Raw genomic sequence first — 18770 nt, 5'->3', positions numbered from 1 at the left:
AGCTGCTCTCAACAATATAGGATGATTGCGGGGCTATACGCCCCGCTTTTTGTTTTTTAGCGATCTTCAGTGTAATTAATTGACGTAAGAAGCGTATTCAGTCTAACCATCGGATCTTCATAGCCTCTAAACGTAAACGTAACATGATAGCCTTTCTTTGAAACAGCCGTTATGTCTCGTCCAATACAGGGATAGATTGTATTCGATGTTTCGTAGGGGAAATATTCGGGTTTTAAAATCGAAACACGATAATCGCTACCGTCATACTGTACTTGCGCAAGATTGGCAGGGAAGGGGACCAGGAAGATTAAAAAATCATCGCTTTTGCTGCCGCCGATACTAAGTCGGGTTCCTGACTTCATCACGTGAATATTCCGTTTTCCAATTAGTGTGGTTTGGTTATAGACAAAAAGTTCCGTCATTCCCGACTGTGAAGGTTTTGTACTGACCCGGCCGCTATAATAGCTGTGATTCAGTCCCGGACGGCGGTTGATATGGCTCTCTGCACTATTTAACAAAGCAAAACGCCCTTCGGCAGCACGGGATCGTTCTTGTGCAAGGTGATCAAACTGTGCTGCTGTTTCGGTTTTAGTTGCCGATGCTGCCGCCGCCGTTTGGGAACCGAAGCTATTCAGGGTGTCACGCGGATCTGTTTTATTTGCCAACTGCTCCGGATAATATTTCGTTTGGGAAGCAGTAAGCGCTTCTCGCTGATTTCTATTAAGATCGGTTTGCCGAACAGCATTGTTTTGCTGTCTTAAATCCGACTGTTGTCCGACCATCCGTGCAGCATATTTAACAGGTTCGGAAGCTCGGCGGCGGAGTATAAAGATGATTAACAGCAGAATAAGGATAAATACCAGCGCGGCGAGCAGAATCCATAGAAGATTACCCTGCAGCAGTGACTGAATGAATGTCGGTTTCACGGTGAGCAATACGGCTGCTGCTTGGGAAAACGTTTTATCTTGCTGTGCAAGGTCAAGCCGTATATCGGTACGGTGTTGACCTTCGCTGCGTAAACTGTCCGGCAGTGACACCCGAATGGTAAGTTCGCTTTTTCCTTCGGGAGGAATACGGACAATGATATTTTCCAGCCGCTGCTTTTGAGTTCCACTGCCGGCTGTCAAAGACACACTTTGTAATTGTACTTCAGCGGGTTCTGCCGCTTCATTAATAATAGTGAGCGGAAGTTCGGCAGTATTACCTGAGGTTTCTATACGTTCGGGAAAGATAATGTGTGGAATAGGGAATGCCGTGTCATTGAATTCCACGCCGCCTTCTTCCGGTAAGTTGCTCGGTTCAATACCGAGGTTTTCGGTAAAGGCCTGAGAAACATCAGTGTATTCTTTCAGTCCTTGTCCGGCTGAATCGGTACCAGTAGCGGTTCCCTGTCCGCCGGCCGCCGATGCGGCAGTATGTTCGGTATTTTGTCCTGTCATACCCGAACTATCTGTTGTACCCGCCTGATTTGTAAAAGCATCGGTTACACCACCTTGCGCGGTATTTGATCCGGAAGAAGCGGTAGCCGGACTATCGGTTCTTCCTGTTTCAGTATTAACGCGCCCTGTTGCGGTATTCGGTGTTTGAGCACTATTACCGGCAGTCTGTCCGGCGGATCCTGCTGCTTTGTTTTGTGCATTCGTGCCGGTATCGGCTGCGTATCCTTTCTGCCCGTTCGAAGCACTGCCTGTACCGGCGGAAGCTGTACCCGAAGAAGTTACTGCACTATCGACACCTGATCGATCAAGCGAGCCTGTAGCATCAAGCTTGCCGGCATAAAATGCTCCGTCCAAATCTTTAATGACTGCATCGGAGGGGAAGGGAAGTTTTACATAGTATACCTTCCAACCATGTGCACGGATGGAAGCGGAAATCTTGGCTAATTCGGTCTTTACCTGTTCACCGGTATAATTTCGATATGGGCTTGATGCGGGCGGATTAAAAATACCGTCCGAAATAACAATCAGTATCTTTGCCTGCTGAGAAGGTAGTTGCGTCATATATTGACCGGCAAAATTGATACCGGACAAAAAATCGGCACTTTGCCCAAGCTGATACAGAAGCATAAAACGGGAAACAACGCGGGATAAATCCGCTTCGGTAGTAATTTTTTGAGACATTTCATAATGAGGAACTGCACTAAATGAAATAAGATGAAATGAGTCCCCTATGCGAACAAATTTTGAAATGATGGATTGTAGTACACGCTTATTGATAACCTCGTAATAGGGTAACACGGTACCGGAAGTATCCATAAGGACGATTACATCAGCAGTCTCTTGCCGAGTTGTCTGAGCACTCAATGCAGATGTAATTAAACAGAAGATTGCTGCAACGGCAAAAATCCTTATTTTTTTCATTATATACTCCCCTTTACAGTTATCTAAAAAGAGCCCCTACAAATGAGTAGTTGCAGAGGCTCTTCTTATATTATCGGACACCTTTAAAAACTTGGTTAATTTTAAGGTCTCCTTTCGTATCAATCGATTACCGCGGCGGAAATATCGAGGAGTTTATACGTCTTTTCTTCTTCGTTTACCATGAACGAAAGCGTTTCTCCTACCTTGTGGTTTAAGAGATTCGTACCCAGAGGCGACATATACGATATGACACCGTTTTCAGGATCCGACTCCCACGGGCCCAGGATAGTATAGGTTTCTTTTTCGCTGTTGCCGGGTTTTTCCAGTACAACAATAGTCCCGAAACCGACACGCGTTGTTGTAATGGTCGTAGGATCAAATACTTGAGCCCGTTCCAGTTCTTCCTGCAAGCGGCTTACCGTGTTGTTAAGCCTATTCTGCTCTTCTTTTGCAGCTTTATATTCGGAGTTTTCACGCAAGTCGCCCAAGGAGAGTGCAAAACCGACTTCTTTCGAGTTACGCGGTATTTCAACTTCAATAAGCCGCTGAAGCTCTTTTTTCTTTTCTTCAAGCATTTTCGACGTTACGATTAAGCCGCGTCCCGTAACCGTTTTTTCAACTTCGTCAAAGAATTTAAAATTTTTATACTTTTCAAGAATACGGTTACGCAGCTGCATCTTAATCGGCGGATCCAAGTCCTTAATATCGCTGACCAGCGTATAGAGTCTTGTAACGGCATCTTCATCATGGTCGAGAATAAAGTTTTCGAGCAAGGCTTCCTTACCGAAGAGAATGGTATGGATCTGCTTGTTGATTTTCCGGTTCTCGGTGGTATTCCGCCGGCTTGCAATTTCTCGGTATGTTATATCGAGGATATGAATAAGAACAATAATCTCATGTTCATAATCGATATTCAGATCTTTAAACCATTGCTCTTCCTGAGCATTTTTGAAGAACCAAATAACCGCTTCACGGTATTCTTTATAGTCTTTGAAGCAGGTCAGTACGAGGTCTTTTACCTTTTCAGGGTATTCTTCAAGCAGCGGATTAAGTATTTCTGCAGAGAGTACTACGGGGAATAGGCGGATATATTGATCGCTCCAATCCGGAACAAGGTTTTTAATGTTGCGGAGATATGCGCTCCGAAGCTCTTTATTTTCTATGTCACGATATATGGCTGCAGGGTTCTCTATCTGCGCGAATAATTCCGCAAAATTATGGTGTTGCGTTACACTCAGGTGCGGCAGCGCTGCGGTCAGTTTTGACATGACTAAATAGGCCGCAATCACTTGTTCATTCACTTGACTAAATGCTTTGAGGAAGGCATCAAAGTAATTAATCATATCTTGAAAGCTGTCTGAGTCCGTATCACCGCTTTCCATCACATTAAAGATGATTTCAACCCGCTCAAAGAAATTTTTCTGTGCTTTAAATTCGTTCGACAGTTTTTCTTCCAGTGAAATCGGACGAGTATGTACCGTGTAGAAATCGATATTGGTAGGATTAATACCGAATTCGGGGTTTTCTTTGACGACTTTCCGTGCCTTGGTACTCCATGTTGTCCATTCTTTATCGGTCAACAGTGAGGGAACCAGCTCATGCTTAATCCGCTTAAAATCACAGTTGTTATCAAAGCTGCGGATGATGTTTTTCAACGCCCATTCGGGATTTGTTTTCACCTTTGCGGCCAGTTCATCGCGCTTCATAATCGATTTTAATACCCAGATATGATCTTTATCCAGCGTCTGGAGAGCCGTAATCCCCATCTTAAGACTCATCGTATGACCGCGTTTCTTTGCAAAGTCGATAACCAATTCATCATTGTTTACTTTTGCGATGCGCCCGACACCCCATGTCCGGTGGAATACGAAGCAGCCTTCATCGAAAGAAATATGCTTTTCAAAATCGTCGATAGCTTCAAAAACGTTTCGCCAGCTTTGTGTCAAATTGGATACTTTTATGTATTCTTCAAGCTGACTGTGCGATGCATATTTTTCTCTAAAGCATTCGACAATTTCCTTCCGCGCCCAGTTATCTTTATCATCGCTGGTGAGCACCAGTTTTAAAATATCGATAGCGGTATTCCAATCTTTTTCTTTTTTATAATAATCGTACAAGTCCTGCATGAGCGCGGCGCCCCGTTCCGCACCGAGATGATCCGCTATCTTTCGCTGTACGTGATAGAAAAAGTCGATTTCTTGCGGTACCAACTCAACCAAACGTGCCCACACTTCTTTTACCGCTGTATAAGAATGGCGGTTGATGTAGCGATAGAGGGCTTTTTTATAATACTCAACGGTTTTTTCCATATCGCCCATTTGCTGATACCGTTCGGCAAGTTGCTTAGGAATATCCGCTTCTTCATAGTCGATGCGAGTAAGCCGTTCCCAAATATCATAAATATCGCCGTTACCGGATTCTTTGTAGCAGTTTGCCAATGTCCGCAGCGCGAACTTCGAATCTCCGAATTCAAGTACTCGCTGACAAAGATATTCGACAATCTGCATTCGATGGTTATCGATAAAAATGGTTACCAATGTTATGAGCGAAGAGTCATCGAGCAACTGCTTTGAAAGCGCAATAATACTCGAAATATACAATGCCGTAATACTTGTTTTGTTATGAGAGAGATGTTCATCGGACAACGCTTTTAATTCATCCAGATAACGGTTCTTTTTTGCTTCTTCAATAAGTGTATCGAGTTCTTTAAAATTATTAATGGAATAATTTGTAATGGCAGCACGTGTCCATTTTTCCTCATTAAATATATCGCGGACATTCTTTTCTAATACATCTGACATATTCACCTCACTGTGTCATTACCGTATATAGCGGTTATAGATTTTCTCGTCGAGCAGTTTAATTCTTAGAAGAATCTCATCGATTTTCGGCTTTTCAACAGTACCACTCATATAATGGTCTATAAGCCAAAAATAATAATTAATTAAACGGGGAACAAGGATTTTTTTATTTTTTACATCCTTCTCCCTCAGCTCATTTTCAAGCATATAGATAGACTGCTTCAGCTTCCCTAGTTCCAAGGCTTTCAGCTCACGTTTTACATTCAGTACGCCGTCAAGGGCGCCGTAAACCGGAAGCCACTCCAACAACTCCTCTCCTGTAAAACCTATATCCGCGACTTTAGTAACGAGTGCACTGATAATTTCAGATTCAAGAAAACATATCTCTATTTCTGAAGCGTTTTTAAAGAGTGCTTCTCGAAAAAAAATCTTCGCAAGTCGTACTTCGCCGCTCAAAGCATAGGCATCAGCAAGTTCCGCCGGAATGGCCGATGAAGCCGTATTCAGATCAGCCGCATATCGTAAACAGCTGATCGCTGTTTCATAATCCCCAAGTGCTTTATAGCAAAGCCCTGTTTTCCGATATATTTCTGCCGTATTATGCATGGGCTCAGTTCCGTTTAAGAGCGATCGGTATAACCGTAACGCAATGGTAAACACACTGCACTTAAGAGCATAGATAATCGGCTCGTTAAAGTCTCCTTTCTTTTTTATATAATCAAGAAAGGGCTTCCATTGAGAAATAATATACTCACCACGCAAGAAATCATCGGCTAGTGCTTGTGAATAACGCACCCGATCAAGCCAGAAACTAACACCCTTCAGTGTGTACATCACTTGAGGGTTTTCCAAATCCTGTTCAAGCAGCCGCCCCAGACTAAGATGCGCTTGCTCAAGGTCTCCTTGCTTAAGAAAGACAAGAGCGGGCTGCAATAAAGTTTGAACAGAACGATCTATCATAGTTCCGTATTATTATACTGATAATCGTGCTTTAGTCAATTGACCCGTTTTGAGAAATTTGTTATTATCTGCCCTCATTTTCAATCATATACAGAGGTTCCATTTCCGAAATAGCCGCTGCCGTCAGCTGTGCGGCCTCATTGCCGTCAATCCATTCTATTTCGATGCCGTTCCGCTCCATGCGCCGAAACCATGTTTCCTGCCGTTTTGCAAATTGTCCGATTGCCCGATAGAGCTGCTCGATATAGACCTTTTTGCTTTCGATTTTTCCCTGTAGATACTGCGCCGTAAAGCGGTATTCCAAACCGAGACTTTCGAGCCGCTCCCATGAATAGCCCTGCGCATGGATTTGTTCGGTTTCTTCTATCATACCTGCATCGATACGGGCAATGAGACGGCGACGGATCCGTTCGCGTAACACGCTGCGCTCAAACGAGATACCGTAGATTTTCGGCTTGATGGACGGCACTGTATGCAGATGCGCAGCGGCGGATTCAGGATGTTCCTGCCGGTAGCGGGCAATTTCGATCGCGCGGACAAGGCGGTCGGGCTGTTCCAAGTCGGTTTTATTGTGAATATCCGGCTTGAGCGCTACGAGCATATCTTGCAGCTCCGGCAGTGTTTTTGTAGCCAGCGCTTCGCGCAATGCCGGGTCTTCGGGGACGGGGATTAGCTCATAGCCGCGGAGGATGGCATCGAGGTACAGTCCGGTGCCTCCTGCGATAATCGGCAATGCGCCTTTGTCAACAAGCTGCGGAAAGATGCGGTACACCTCCTGCTGAAAATGGAAGACCGTAAACTCGCGGCTTAAATCGCAGACGTCGATAAGGTGGTAGGGAATGCTGCCGTATTCCTGCAAATCCTTTCCCGTACCCAAATCGAGTCCGCGGTATACTTGCCGGGAATCGGCGGAGATGATTTCACCGTATTTTGCGTGCGCAAGTTTGACGGCAAGCGCCGTTTTTCCCGTTGCCGTAGCGCCTAATACTACGGCGCAATTATAGTGCGGCATTATCGTTGCTGCATGGGGCGGAGACATTCTTCATAGTGCCCCTCCTCTAAATCAAAAACTTTATCGTTACCACTCGTTTTTTACATCTTTCTATAATATTCTGCAAGATATATTATACTTATTACAACTCTAAAAAGATACGATTTATATTTTATCTCGTTATCTATAAATCGCTGTCCGTAAAGACTTCTTATACATGTATCTCGTACCGCCGTAACCGGTTATGGAGAAAGTACATGGTGTATATTACACTCTCACCATTCCGGAAACCATTCTTCAATGGTCATATTTTCCGTATGTATTACCAACCTTACCATAACTTCAGTTGTATATACATCGTTAGTATCATCAAGAGCGACACCATTGATTGTAAATGGATGTTTCAACATTTCTAGAGACAGCCCTAGCAGCCGGTTTCGCATAAAATCCGTACTTGTATCTACAGTAAAACTATTCCCTTTTGCATCTAAAAAACCAGTCTTTCTTGAGAAACTTCCCAGTATTGTCTTTTCATTATCCTGATTTACTAAAATATAATAAATTTCTGCAATATATGCATAACCGCGAAAAATATTTACTTTATAATATAAATATAATCGCCTATTATCTTTTACAATGTCATCCCAGTTATCTTTTAGTCGATAGTCATTCTTCTGTATTTGTTGTATAGAGAAATCATCTAATGCTATACGCTTTGTTTCACAAAATACACATATAATGACAAACCATAATAGACAACAACTAAAGAATATCTTTTTCATTCTTCATTCTCCTTTTGTTCTAATTTGCTAAAATCAATTCTCCCTTGAATCTCAGGACTTGAGTTCGTTGAAAACGGCGCCCAGGTTTTGTTAATTTTATCCGGCAAAGCTTTCGGATATTGTTTATCACCTTGCTTGTTCCTGCCCGACTGCCAAGTTTCGCCTTCGCTAGCATCGACAACTTGATTTTCTGTCGTCCACGGATGGGATCATTCAAAAATGTACTTCCTTGTACATTTCTGAATTACGAGTTTTTCAATGTAAAAACTCGCTTCTGCTTAACTCCCCTGACATCGCATCTAAATCTAAGGATACCGCTTCTATCGCTGTCCGAAGAATCTTCTCTATATACATGTACGAATCTCCCCATACCGCCGTAACTGGTTATGGGGGGAGAGCAATATATTTTTACATCGATAAAAATAATTATCACTTTCTATTTTTTCACATCGCATTTTATATATGTATTATTTTCTCCAAATGTTAAAAATGCTATATCAAATTCACGTTTAAAAGCTTCGGTCATTTGCCCTTCTTCAAAATATATAGAGAAGTCTTTCATCATATTCACATATAATTCTCCAATTGCATTCTTATCTTTAAATGACCGCAGTTTAAGAATATACCGCTGCGGATTTTCCTTTACAATCGATAACAATTCCCATCCCCCCCCTTCTATGGGATAAAAAATCGGCGGATTTGCATACTGATTAATCATTACCGAATGTGTGAGGTATAAATAAGTGATTTTACCAACTTCTACTTCTGTAGCATCGATTTCCTCTGCCTCCCCTGTTTTCCAATACTTGTAAGATTCTTTTGATGCCCATGGGCCGTTAAGATCAACATCAGCACTGTAAACATAAAGAAATGGTACTGTAATTAGCCATACTGTCATTAATAATTTCATTTTCATACATTAATCTCCTTCTAAATTAATAGTAATATCTTGAAGTTCACTTGCCTTACCGGTAAAACTATTGGCAGGATCACTATATTGGTATGGTTCATAGAGAAGGTCTCCTAAAGATGTTCCTAATTGAAAATGACCTTTACTTTGAATAAATCGAATTGTATAATCGGCCGTACCAGTTGACTTGCCGCGTGTGCCAATTGTTACTTTTGCGTTTGGATAGCCGAGCATTTTAGTAGCATCTTCTAGTACTTTCTTAGGTTCATTGACATAATAAAACTCTTTATTGTTCTTACCAATTACGCCTGCTTGATGTAAGCGTTCTCCTGAAGCTTTTATTTGTTCTAATGAAAGATTTTTTCCAACTTTTTCTTCTGCTGCAGCTTGTAATGATCTAAAAAAACATGGACCATTCGGTTTTTCGGGTCTCAATTCATTTTGCGATATACGATGGTTATGTGCATCATGAAAACCATTAATCACTTGTTCCGACGCTCTTCCCTGCAAATATCGTTCTGTTTCATCCATGTTTTTGGGGAACCCATCAGTACCTATTTTCTTCTTCCTATCACTCGCACTCAGCCCCCACGGGTCAATAAAGTTCACTGGATTATTTCCTACATACGCAAACCAGTTCTCTCCATCTCTGATTGGGTCTTCGGTCATAAACCTCGCATACGCAGGGGAGTAGTCTACCTAAAGCCGTAATCACTCTCTTTTGCAAATATGCGGGTATCTACTTCGTTATTTCACAAAAATTAGTCCTCAACGTGCAAAAGCACGCCTGCGGGTAATTTTTGTTCATGCCTCGTATCTGCCTCGCCTATTTGCAAAAGGCTTTCTCCCCCATACCGCCGTAACTGGTTATGGTGGGAAATATAAAAATTATTACTCCTCTTTTTCATAAAAATATATCGGGTCTTTATAGTACTCTTTCCAATCATCCCATCTTTCAGGCGGTATGCGGTATGCAAACCAATAGTTTTCCTTATCCCAGTCCTGCTCAAGACAAAAATTCGTTACACCGATATCCGAAAGCGGTATCGTTTTTTGCCGATATATCTCGTCTATTGCTTCAAGCCGTTGCCGTATCTCTTCCGGTATTTCACAGGCAAGAAAAATTTTTTGGATTTCAGCTCTTCCATATAAATCATTTGTCCATTCATCAAAAAGGTAGTGCGGATCAAATGGGATTCTACTTACCCGTGATTCCCATCCTTTCAGTAATAAATTAATACCACCCTTTTTAATCCTGTCTCGAAACCTACTCTTTTCAAAATATTCATCGATTGTAATTCTCTACCTTCCACACTTAAAATTTCTGTTAAAATAGTCTTCAGGAGATTCTTTTGTTGGATAGAAAATAGTCCCCTTCCCATCTGCTGTAGGATTATGTATGATCAATGTCCCGTCAGGTCCAAGATATCCCTTAGTGACGTCCCGTTTACGTGTTCCAACCTGCGTATCAGGATCGTCTAAAACTTCACCTATTTTATTCCGAATTGCTTTCTCCTGTTGCCTTAACGGTATATACCGTTAGATGATGATTAATCTGAATAATTGTTTTTTCCGAATAATCAAGAATATCAATATCTTGCCACCGTATAAGAAACGGTAAAAAAAAGATATGCCGAAATAGTACGTACGGTTGTACATCTGTACAAATAAAACCATACGCATCATAGAACGATTGCTGTGGAACTCCACACATAGTAAACAACCGCTTCGTTTTAAGAATATACCGGTTATTATGCGCTTTTTGAAAAATCCATGGCCATTTTATACCGATCGAATGATCATACGAATTCAGAAGGAAAAGTTTTTTGGGTAGATCTACATTTAATTTTTGGTTTCTTTTAAGCATGCTACATATAATTTGCTTTCGTTCTCTATCAGATATTGATTGATTGATAGGTTCAATCAAATCTTGATATGATATAAGAGTAAAATCGGACTTTCTCTCATCGTCATCATTAAACCGCCAATTTAAATAGGCGTCATAATATGGGAAATGTGTTAAGAGATGCGCCTGTGTTTCTGTCATATTTAAAGCTTGTATTTTCATGAATATTTACCTCTTTTTATTTAGAGCTACATGGGGTATTTGATGATATTGGATATACAGTATGATATGTTCCATCCGGATGTTGGACATCCCAATGCGGGGAATGAGAGCCTTCGGCATGAGCATCTGGTACCCATACATCACCGTTTTTTGCGGGCCATCCATATCCTCTCCCTGTTTTAACTTTGGAATAATATACGAGCAAAAACAACAGAATACCTAAGGCAGCGCCTCCGAAACTTTCCCATGCTGCGGCAGGTGCTTTTGCACAAAGCACAACAGCAATTGCCGCATACAGATAGATGCGCTTTATTTCACCGTACACGAGATCTTGATAAGAAAAATATATACAAACCGGTACGAAAATACTATAAAAAAGCATACAATTACTCGGATTCACTCCTAACCACTAAAGTTGATTTTATGTCAAAAAGGATTTTCAGGCAACCATACCGCCGTAACTGGTTATGGAGAAGGCAGCATTAAAGATATTTCTTATACGGATAAATCCTGCACTTCCATGCGCTTGGCTTCTTCCCAAAAGCCGTCCATCTGGGTTAAGGTTTCGTGGGAGCAGGGGATACCGGATTCTGCCATGCGTTTTTCGACAAAGCGGAAGCGGCGTTCAAACTTTGCATTGGTACGGCTGAGCGCAATTGCGGGGTCGATATGTAAATGCCGCGCGGTGTTCACCAAGCTGAACAGTAAGTCTCCGAATTCCGCTTCCGCTTCTTCATGTGTGCCGTGCGCAAGCGCTTCCGTAAATTCCGCAAGTTCTTCTTCTGTTTTTTTCTGAGGTCCGTCTGCCGTATCCCAGTCAAAGCCTTTCTTTGCTGCCCGCTTTTGCAGTTTGTATGCGCGGGTGAGCGGCGGAAAGGTTTTGGGAATGGAATCCAATGCGGAGGCGCTTGCACGGCCCTCTACGGTATCTTTGATGGTATCCCACTGTGCAAGTACTTTTTCCGCCGTAACCGGTTTTTTTGTATCGTCGGGGTCGGGAAAGCCTGCCGTTTGTCCGAATACGTGGGGGTGCCGTCTGATCAGTTTTTCGTTGAGCTCGCCGATCATCTTCGCGACGGAAAAGGCGCCCTTCTGTTCAAACATATACGCAATCATCACGATGTTTAAAAGCACGTCGCCGAGTTCTTCCGCCGCATGGACGGACTTTGCGCTGTTTGCAGAGGCTTCTTCCAATGCCTCAATCGTTTCATACGTTTCTTCGAGGAGTGTCGCCCGTAGCGTCATCGGAGTTTGCTCGATGTCCCACGGACAGCCGCCCGGCGCCCGCAGCCGTTTAATGGTAGTAAAGAGTGCTGCAAATGCTTCTGCAGCGGCTGCCGTTTCCGGCTGTGCCGCTATCGCCGCGGTATGAGCGGCTGAGTCTTGTTCGTTTTTGTCGGTATTGTTGTGTGAGGTCATAAGTTCTCCTGTTGTGTTGCCGGAAGCATATCCTTCAATAGCTGTTCCAGAGTCGGTTCGATGCAAAAGCTTTCTTTGATGTGGCGGTATTGCCGGAGCGCTGTTTCTTTCAGCCGTTCCGCTTGGCCGGCGTTTTGCGTTTTTTTCACCGCATGGATCAAGATATTTTTAGGGGTATGTTCCGTTTCGATAAATTCCATAATCTGCACGGTGTACCCGCAGGCTTGTAAAAGGAGCGCCCGCACGGTGTCGGTTAAGAGCGAAGCAAACCGCTCGGTGATAATGCCGTGCTCTATAAAGGGAAGCATCAAGTGATCTTCCGTGCGGAATGTTTCTTTTCGGGTTTTAAGCTGGGCATAAAGCTCATGCTGACAGCACGGAACAGCAAAGATAATCGGTACTTGCGCGCGGACAGCTTGAGCAAGCGCCAAATCGGTTGCCGTATTGCAGGCATGGAGGCATACCATCATTCCGGTACCGTCCGGCAGCGGATGGTCGCCGATGTTCCCTTCGGCAAAGTCCAAATGCCTATAGCCGCACCGTTCCGCCAGCGCAGAGCAATGTTCGATAACCTCGGTCTTTAAATCCAGCCCGTGAATCCGTACCGGAAGATGCTGCCGTTCATGCAGATAATAATAAAGCGCAAAACTCAAATAGGCCTTGCCGCAGCCGAAATCGGTAATGGAAAAAGGCTTACCGGAACGGGCAACCGTATCCCGTATAAACGGTTCAACCCCGGCGATAAATTCGAGGTATTTATTGATTTGCCTAAACTTATGGTATTTTTGCTTTAAGACGGAGCCTTCCGCATTCATCACCCCCTGTTCGATTAGGAACGCGAGCGGTGTTCCTTCGGGAATAAGATAGTTCTTTATCTTGTTGTGTCCGCCGCAGTTGTTTTCTGCGAGCGGAGTGGAGCAGGGGAGCCGCTTGGTAAGGGCGATGGTTCCCTTGTTGTTCTGTAAAAAAAAGAGCAGTTCCTTTTGACCGCGGCATTCCGCAGCCTTAAAGTGGGTAAAACATTCCGCTATTGCGCCGGATACCGCCTCCGGTTCAATTGTTTTCTGAAATGCTTGCTTGTTTTTAACGGTTTCCAGCTGATACGCGGCTTTCCCTTTTATCGTGATATGCCGAAGCCGTGCCTTTGCTTCGTCGATTCCCTTACGCGGGCGGGAAAACGAAAGCTGTATAATAGAAGCATTCAGGCATTCTTGCACCGCCTGATCGGGTGTGTAGATGGTACTCATAGATGGTGAGGCATTGTATCAAAAAATATGAAGTAAAACAACAAATCGAGCAAAGGACACACACATTGATGCGTTTACCATACCCTTTTGTGCGAAATTTTGGATAAAATTTCGCACATTTTTTTTGGCAGACGGGTAAACGCATCAGGCAGAGTAGATAAAAAGCGCAGAAGCATTGAGGGCTATATAGTTAAAAATAATTTTTGTGTTAGCCTTTTGAAAAGAGGTGAGGCAGATACGAGGCATGAACAAAAATTACCCACAGGCGTGCTTTTTGCACGTCGAGGACTAATTTTTGTGGAATAACGAAGTAGATGCCCTCCTGTTTCCAAAAGGAAAGGTTGAATAGCCGCTATTATTCTGCGGGGTTACTAAAAAAACGGCCTAATGCGTTTACCCTGTGTGCGAAGTCTAGGACAAGAGCCGAAAAATCTGTTATAATCTGCTATGCGGTTGCATCTTGATTGCGGAAAAGGGCAGATAATAAAAACCGATTTACCGGCTTTTATCATGGGAATTGTTAACGCAACGCCCGATTCGTTTTATGAACCGAGCCGTTCGATAAGCCTGGAAAAAGGCTTGGAGCGAGTATTGGCATTGGAAGTGGAAGGCGCTGATATTATTGACATCGGAGGGGAATCTTCGCGTCCCGGTTCTTCCTATATCAGTGAAGAAGAAGAGCTCGAGCGGGTTATCCCCTTAATCGAGGCTGTCCGGAGGCACAGCGCTATTCCCATATCCGTAGATACACGGAAAGCGGCGGTTATGAAGGCTGCTTTTAAGGCAGGCGCAACGCTGTGTAACGATATTTCGGCTTTAACCGATGATCCGGCTCTCGGTACGCTGATTGCAGAAGAAGCCGGCGCCGTTGTCCTTATGCATAAACAGGGAACACCGCCGACAATGCAGCAAAATGTTCCGCAGTATGGAAATGTAGTAACGGAAGTACGGGATTACCTTGAAGAACGGGTGGCATACGCTTTAAACTGCGGAATAGCGCATGAGCGTATCATTATCGACTACGGTATCGGTTTTGGGAAGACGGTTGAAGATAATTACCGGCTGGTTGCGGCAAGCAAATATTTTGCCGGCTTGGGGCATCCGCTTTTAGCCGGACTTTCACGAAAGTCGTTTATCGGAGCCGTTACCGGCGGTTCTCCCGAACAACGGCTTGCCGGAACGCTTGCCGCAACGATGTATGCGGTGCAGCAAGGCGCATCAATCGTACGGGTTCACGATGTTGCGGAAACGCGGGAACTATTACTGGTGTTAAAGGAATTGCAAAAATATGGAACTACTTAGGGATATGCTGTCGTTCTACCTCTCCTATATCGGACCGGTGCTGGATGTGCTGCTCCTTGCGTTTCTGATGTATAAGTCATATCAGATATTGATTAAAACGCAGGCGGCGCAGCTCGGAAAAGGAGCGTTGTTGATGCTCCTCATCTATGCGGTTGCATTCTTGCTGCACCTTACGACGCTGCTTTGGATATTGAATACGCTTGCGACTGGGGTTGTTATCGGCGCGGCGATTATCTTTCAGCCTGAACTGCGAAGAATGTTCCTAACGATGGGGCAGAACGATTGGTTCAGACGTTCCCGCTCCCAACATAGCCATATCGATTACGTATTAACTGCTGCCGAGCGCCTTTCCGCAGAACGCCGCGGTATGTTGGTCATATTTTTAAGACAGAACAATTTAAAAGAGATTATCGAAAATCCGTCTGCAACCCGAATCAATGCGGAAATCAGCTCGAATCTTCTGGTAACTATTTTTGAATTTGACACCCCGCTGCATGACGGTGCGGTTGTTATCGATAACGGACGGGTTATCGCGGCGGGCTGCTATCTACCGCTTACCAAGCAGGATGACATTAACAAGAGTTTCGGAACACGGCACCGTGCCGCGCTCGGTATTGCGGAAGAAACGGATGCGGTCGTGCTTATTGTTTCCGAAGAGTCGGGAGCAATAAGCCTTGCCTATGATTCAAAGTTGTATTACGATCTTACAACGGACAATATCGAATCGGAACTGACGTATCTGCTCAAAGTCAAGGCAAAAACTCAAACCGCTGAGACACCCGAAGGAAGCGCTTCATGAACATAAAACAAATACTGCTTCGGCTTACCGAAAATTGGCCGGTTAAAATTATCTGTCTTGTCTTTGCCGTTTTTCTGTCGGAGTTTTATCGCGGCACTCTTTTAGATAAACGATACCTCATTGTACCGCTTACCATTGAAAACAACGGCTCACTCACACCTGCAGAGCAATATCCCGCTAAAATAAAAATTACGCTTTGGGGTGATGCCACCGGTATCGGCTCTATCGGCGAAAATGATATTACCGCTTTTATCAATATATCGGATTTTAAAACGGAAGGAACCTACCGGATACCGATCGAAACTCGGCTGGCAGGAACGGTAACACCGCTCGGCAATATGGAAATTAGTACGGAACCGGCAATTTTAACACTTCGATTGGCAACAAGTATACGCAAACAGGTACCCGTTACGCTTTCTTTAAAAGGAATTCCCGCCGACGGCTACGAAGTAACCGAAAGTTCGCTGGAACCCGCGGCTGTTGAAATTGAGGGGCCTGCCGAACTCGTTGAAAAAATTACTGAACTTGCGACCGAGCCGCTTTCGATAGAAGCTCGTACAAACGGCTTTTCCGGAACAGCTTCCATCATCAACAATGATCCGCTGATTTCTATTGCCGGCAAGGCACAAGTACAGACCACCGTTAAAATCAACGAAACAACTATCAAGAAAAAGTTTGATAATATCCCTATCTATTTTGAAAAGCAGAATAAAGAGCTTTCGATAACTGCCGATACAAAAACCGGCAGCTTGGAGGTACAAGGTCCTAAAAAACTGCTGGAAACATGGAGCCCTTCCGAAAATATATTGACGGTATCATGTGAAAGCATTACCGAACGAGGTGTATATACGCTGCCTGTTGTTCCGGTATTATCGGCAGAGTATTCAAAACTGCAAATACTGCAAGTGAGTCCTAAATCGGTACAGGTAACGGCGGAATTTCCGGAAGTATCGGCAGAGGATGAAATACATAGATGATTATCGGGTTTGGAATAGATGCCGTTGATATCAGCCGAATACAGCGGTGGATGAAACATGAGGGGCTGCTTGCCCGTTTTTTTCATCCGCAAGAATTGGCGGAAACCAAAAGCAGAGGATTGACCGCGGCCTATTCTTTGGCAGCCCGTTTTGCCGCAAAAGAAGCGTACGGAAAAGCACTCGGTACCGGATTAAAGGGGATAACATTGAAAAATATCCTTGTTACCAATAACCCAAACGGAAAACCTGAGTTAACGCTCTTTGGCGATGCAGCTATACCGTTTGAGCGTATCCGCGGTACCCATATTTATCTTTCGCTGACCCATGAAAGCAATATGGCTATTGCAGGTGTTATATTGGAAAGTGAGCCGTGTTCGGTAAAAGCGAAGGCTTTTTAGCGATGCCCAATACACGGTACGTTTAAGAGGAGATCCGTAGTATGAAACGTGAAGAAGATCAGCAAACTAAAAAAGAAGCAGCTATTTCTTATTATTCCAAGGATCAGATTGAATGCCCTGTATGCGGGGCAAAGTTTAAACGGGAAGAAATGTATTCCGGCGGCGGCCGCGTTATTGCCGGTGATTTAACGGAAGAATTGCGCCGCTTATATGAACCGTCAGCACGATATGGGGAGGTATATCCGCTTATCTACAGCATGACTGTTTGTCCGCAATGTTTGTACGCAGGCTTTACGCAAGATTTTAGAGTTATCGAAAAACCGATTGCCGAAAAACTGCTTGAAGCGATGAACGAACGCTATAGTGCGGTAAAAGGTCTTTTCGGTTATGTTGATTTTAATACTGCCAGAACACTTCATGCAGGGGCGGCTTCTTATTATTTGGCTTTGCTTTGCTACGATCATTTCGAGTCAAAGTATTCTCCTACTATCAAACAGGCAATATGCGCACTCCGCGCCGCATGGCTCTTTTCAACACTTGGAGAAAAAGAGCCGGAAGAAAACTATACGTATATTTCCAAGCTTTTTTATCAAAAGGCGCTGTTTTTGTACCGGCGTGCGCTTGAACTTGAAACCACCGGTAAAGAGATGATTGCAGGCTTAAAATCTTTCGGCCCTGATGTAGACAAAAACTATGGGTACGATGGTGTTATTTATTTGGGAGCCTTATTGGAATATCGGTACGGGCAGCGGCAGGATTCCGCGACACGCTTGAAGCGGCTTGAAATGCATAAAATTGCATTGGCAAAAATGTTCGGCCTCGGGAAATCCTCAAAAAGCAAGCCCGGTCCGATTTTGGAGCATGCTCGGACGCTCTATGATGCTTTGAAACTTGAATTAAACGAAACGGATGACGACGACTGATTCGGCTCTTCTCCAGCGTAATATTCTGCTCCGTATCTCATACGACGGCACACACTTCCATGGATGGCAAAAACAGCTGCATCACGGAAAAGAATCGTTCCGTACCGTGCAGGGAGAAATTGAGCGGGCGCTGGCACTGTTGCATAAACACCCTGTGGAACTTTTCGGTTCGGGAAGAACCGATGCCGGTGTCCACGCGTGCGGACAGGCAGCTCACTTTTTTACCGATATAGCGCGGATAAAGCCTGAGAGTTTTATTCCTGCGCTCAATTCTGCGTTGCCCAAGGATGTACGGATTATGGAAGCGTCTCATGTTTCCGATAACCTGCACGCCCGTTTCAGTGCCCGCTCGCGCACATACCGGTATTTTATTCACTGTGGGAAAACCGCCTTTGCACACCAATTACCCTATTGCTGGCACATACGGCGCGAACCGGATATTAACCTGCTTAACAAGATGGCAAGCGTCTTGTCGGGTGAATTGGACTGTACAACGTTCTCTGCTGCCGGTGACCAGAGTAAAAGCAAATCGCGCTCTATCTATACCGCTCGATTTTTTACCGACCGGGAATTTCTCGTGTTTGAAATTTCCGCCAATGCTTTTTTGTGGCGTATGGTACGCTCGATAACCGGAACTTTGCTGCATTATGAACAGCAGAACGGCACAAAAGAAGATTTTGAGGTTGTGCTCCGCTCAAAAGACCGCCGGAATGCAGGAGAAACCGCCCCTCCGCAGGGGCTCTTTTTATGGTCGATTGATTATCCTCAGCAGTTGCTCAAGGCAGACGAAACGAACTCTTTTTGTACCTCATAATGAAAGCCTAAAAAAGTTC

18 protein-coding genes are annotated in these 18770 nt (G+C 44.2%); 7 read left to right on the top strand and 11 right to left on the bottom strand.

The features are described 5' to 3' along the window. Positions 1-56: 56 nt before the first annotated feature. The 7 genes from E4N66_RS07745 to E4N66_RS07715 form a co-directional block, all read right to left on the bottom strand. Positions 57-2360, bottom strand: coding sequence for a vWA domain-containing protein (locus E4N66_RS07745; protein ID WP_253727555.1), 2304 nt, complete (start codon positions 2358-2360; stop codon positions 57-59). Between the two features lie 119 nt (positions 2361-2479). Further along, positions 2480-5161, bottom strand: a complete 2682-nt coding sequence (gene greA, locus E4N66_RS07740; protein WP_253727554.1) for a transcription elongation factor GreA — start codon at positions 5159-5161, stop codon at positions 2480-2482. A gap of 18 nt (positions 5162-5179) precedes the next feature. Further along, on the bottom strand, positions 5180-6121 hold the full coding sequence (locus tag E4N66_RS07735) for a hypothetical protein (protein ID WP_253727553.1): 942 nt from the start codon (positions 6119-6121) through the stop codon (positions 5180-5182). Positions 6122-6185: 64 nt separating this feature from the next. Then, positions 6186-7133 carry a tRNA (adenosine(37)-N6)-dimethylallyltransferase MiaA gene (gene miaA, locus E4N66_RS07730; protein WP_253729441.1) on the bottom strand — a complete coding sequence of 316 codons (948 nt, stop codon included), beginning with the start codon at positions 7131-7133 and terminating at the stop codon, positions 6186-6188. A gap of 254 nt (positions 7134-7387) precedes the next feature. Then, a complete protein-coding gene (locus tag E4N66_RS07725; protein WP_253727552.1) occupies positions 7388-7894 on the bottom strand; it encodes a hypothetical protein in 507 nt (168 codons plus the stop codon). Between the two features lie 436 nt (positions 7895-8330). Then, positions 8331-8810, bottom strand: coding sequence for a hypothetical protein (locus E4N66_RS07720; protein WP_253727551.1), 480 nt, complete (start codon positions 8808-8810; stop codon positions 8331-8333). Between the two features lie 3 nt (positions 8811-8813). Continuing rightward, entirely contained in the window at positions 8814-9473 is a 660-nt protein-coding gene (locus E4N66_RS07715; RefSeq protein WP_253727550.1) for an RHS repeat-associated core domain-containing protein, read from the bottom strand. A gap of 200 nt (positions 9474-9673) precedes the next feature. Here E4N66_RS07715 and E4N66_RS07710 point away from each other — a divergent pair, with 200 nt between their 5' ends. After that, entirely contained in the window at positions 9674-10042 is a 369-nt protein-coding gene (locus tag E4N66_RS07710; protein ID WP_253727549.1) for a hypothetical protein, read from the top strand. Positions 10043-10299: 257 nt separating this feature from the next. On the opposite strand, the gene E4N66_RS07705 is transcribed toward E4N66_RS07710, so the two are convergent. From E4N66_RS07705 to E4N66_RS07695, 4 genes are all read right to left on the bottom strand, one after another. Continuing rightward, positions 10300-10872, bottom strand: a complete 573-nt coding sequence (locus E4N66_RS07705; protein WP_253727548.1) for a hypothetical protein — start codon at positions 10870-10872, stop codon at positions 10300-10302. Positions 10873-10888: 16 nt separating this feature from the next. Beyond that, on the bottom strand, positions 10889-11254 hold the full coding sequence (locus E4N66_RS13150) for a polymorphic toxin type 37 domain-containing protein (protein WP_371922409.1): 366 nt from the start codon (positions 11252-11254) through the stop codon (positions 10889-10891). Between the two features lie 113 nt (positions 11255-11367). Continuing rightward, positions 11368-12291: a nucleoside triphosphate pyrophosphohydrolase gene (mazG, locus tag E4N66_RS07700; protein WP_253727547.1), complete on the bottom strand. Its 924-nt coding sequence runs from the start codon at positions 12289-12291 to the stop codon at positions 11368-11370. Then, positions 12288-13538, bottom strand: coding sequence for a class I SAM-dependent methyltransferase (locus tag E4N66_RS07695; protein WP_253727546.1), 1251 nt, complete (start codon positions 13536-13538; stop codon positions 12288-12290). Before E4N66_RS07695 ends, mazG begins: the two co-directional genes overlap by 4 nt. A gap of 447 nt (positions 13539-13985) precedes the next feature. Here E4N66_RS07695 and folP point away from each other — a divergent pair, with 447 nt between their 5' ends. The 6 genes from folP to truA are packed head-to-tail and all read left to right on the top strand — an operon-like array spanning position 13986 to position 18751. Then, complete coding sequence (gene folP / locus E4N66_RS07690) at positions 13986-14840, top strand: dihydropteroate synthase (RefSeq protein WP_253727545.1); 855 nt, start codon at positions 13986-13988, stop codon at positions 14838-14840. Continuing rightward, on the top strand, positions 14827-15639 hold the full coding sequence (gene cdaA / locus E4N66_RS07685; protein WP_044016770.1) for a diadenylate cyclase CdaA: 813 nt from the start codon (positions 14827-14829) through the stop codon (positions 15637-15639). Before folP ends, cdaA begins: the two co-directional genes overlap by 14 nt. Beyond that, positions 15636-16616, top strand: coding sequence for a CdaR family protein (locus E4N66_RS07680; protein ID WP_253727544.1), 981 nt, complete (start codon positions 15636-15638; stop codon positions 16614-16616). The genes cdaA and E4N66_RS07680 overlap by 4 nt, the downstream gene beginning before the upstream one ends. After that, the gene (gene acpS / locus E4N66_RS07675; protein WP_253674261.1) at positions 16613-17014 is read left to right on the top strand and encodes a holo-ACP synthase; all 402 of its coding nucleotides are present in this window, start codon (positions 16613-16615) and stop codon (positions 17012-17014) included. The genes E4N66_RS07680 and acpS overlap by 4 nt, the downstream gene beginning before the upstream one ends. 41 nt (positions 17015-17055) lie before the next feature. Continuing rightward, entirely contained in the window at positions 17056-17937 is an 882-nt protein-coding gene (locus E4N66_RS07670; RefSeq protein WP_253727543.1) for a DUF2225 domain-containing protein, read from the top strand. After that, on the top strand, positions 17924-18751 hold the full coding sequence (truA, locus tag E4N66_RS07665) for a tRNA pseudouridine(38-40) synthase TruA (RefSeq protein ID WP_253727542.1): 828 nt from the start codon (positions 17924-17926) through the stop codon (positions 18749-18751). Before E4N66_RS07670 ends, truA begins: the two co-directional genes overlap by 14 nt. Positions 18752-18770 lie beyond the last annotated feature (19 nt).

Origin of the sequence: Treponema sp. OMZ 857 (assembly GCF_024181085.1) — a bacterium.
In the GTDB taxonomy this organism is placed as follows: domain Bacteria; phylum Spirochaetota; class Spirochaetia; order Treponematales; family Treponemataceae; genus Treponema.
This window is presented reverse-complemented; position numbering and strand designations above follow the sequence as displayed.